General features: G+C 65.5%; 2 protein-coding genes. One reads left to right on the top strand and one right to left on the bottom strand.

What is annotated here, in order from left to right; all coding sequences use genetic code 11:
- A partial coding sequence (locus tag D3H34_RS32540) for an amidohydrolase family protein (RefSeq protein WP_147400589.1) occupies positions 1 to 448 on the top strand: 448 nt, incomplete at its 5' end.
- A 2-nt stretch (positions 449 to 450) separates the two neighbouring features.
- Here D3H34_RS32540 and D3H34_RS32535 read toward each other — a convergent pair.
- The coding region (locus tag D3H34_RS32535; protein WP_119558850.1) for an amino acid permease at positions 451 to 1,502 on the bottom strand (1,052 nt) is incomplete at its 5' end.

Raw genomic sequence — 1,502 nt, 5'->3', positions numbered from 1 at the left:
CTGGCAGGACCTGCGCCTGTGCCTGGGCCATGCGGGCGGCGGACGGCTGGAGAACGGGCCGCTGCATTCCGCGGGCTGGTTCGCGCGCTCGGACGAAGAATGGCAGCACGCCGACAATTTCGCGCGCATCGTGAGCGAACTCTGCACCACCTATCCGCGCGTCCATTGCGAAGTCGGCTACCTGACCGGACTGCTCGAAGACGACGGCCTCGAACGCTTCGCCGCCAACCTGCAGCGCGCGCGCCAGGCGGCGCGCGCGGCGGGCCGGCCGTTCGAGCTGCTCGACAAGATGGCCTATGGCTCGGACTGGCACATGCCCGAAGTGGTCACGCGCACGCGCCGGTATCTCGATCTCTGGCTCACACTGATGGAAAAGCCCGCATATGCGGGCTTTCGTGAGCAGTTCTTCTGGAAGAACGCCTATCGGTTTCTGCGGCTGCCGCCGTGACCTCAGTACGGTTCCGCCTTGACCTTCATTTCGCTATAGGGAACGATGCGCGAGCCCATGACCAGCCGGTAGCCCAGCCAGATCAGCAGGAACAGCGGCAGGCCGATATAGGTCGCGACCACGCCGCCCCAGTCGATGCGGTCCTGGATGAACGCCTGGTAGTTCTGGCCCAGCGTGATGATCAGGCACAGCACGAACGCGAAGATCGGGCCGAACGGAAATGCGGCCGCGCGGTAGGGCAGCGCGGCCAGGCTCAGGCCCTGGGCTTCATAGCCCTTGCGAAAACGGTAATGGCTGATCGCGATGCCCAGCCAGGCGATGAAGCCGGTCATTCCCGACAGGTTCAGCAGCCAGATGTAGACCGCCTGCGGGCTGAAGATATTGGTCAGGAAGCACAGCGCGGCCACGGCCGTGGTCGCGAGCAGCGCCAGCATCGGCACGCCGTTGCGGTTGACGTGCGCGAAGATGCGCGGCGCCATGCGCTGGCAGGCCAGCGTGTAGAGCATGCGCGTCGAGGCATACATGCCCGAGTTGCCGGCCGACAGCACCGAAGTCAGCACCACGGCATTCATCACCGCCGCGGCCGACAGCAGGCCGGCGCGCTCGAACACCAGAGTGAACGGGCTGACGCTGATGTCGCTGACATCGTTGCGCAGCAGCTGCGGGTCGTTGTAGGGCAGCAGCAGGCTGATGATCAGGATGGCGAACACATAGAACAGCAGAATGCGCCAGAACACCTTGCGCACCGCGCGCGGCACATTGCGCGCCGGGTCTTCGGATTCGCCGGCGGCGATGCCGATCAACTCGGTGCCCTGGAACGAGAAGCCGACGATCATCGCCACGCCGATCAGCGCCGCGAAACCGCCCGCGAAAGGCGCGTCGCCCACGGTCCAGTTGGCGAGATTGCCCCAGATGCCTTCGGGCGCGCCGCCCTGCAGGATGCCCAGCACCATCGCCAGGCCGAGCGCGATGAAGACGATCACCGTGACCACCTTGATGGCCGCAAACCAGTATTCGGCTTCGCCGAAGCCTTTGACCGAGATCGCGTTCAGGC

This window comes from Acidovorax cavernicola (assembly GCF_003581445.1).
Note: the sequence above shows the minus strand (reverse complement) of the source record. Positions and strands in the feature narration are given on the sequence as shown.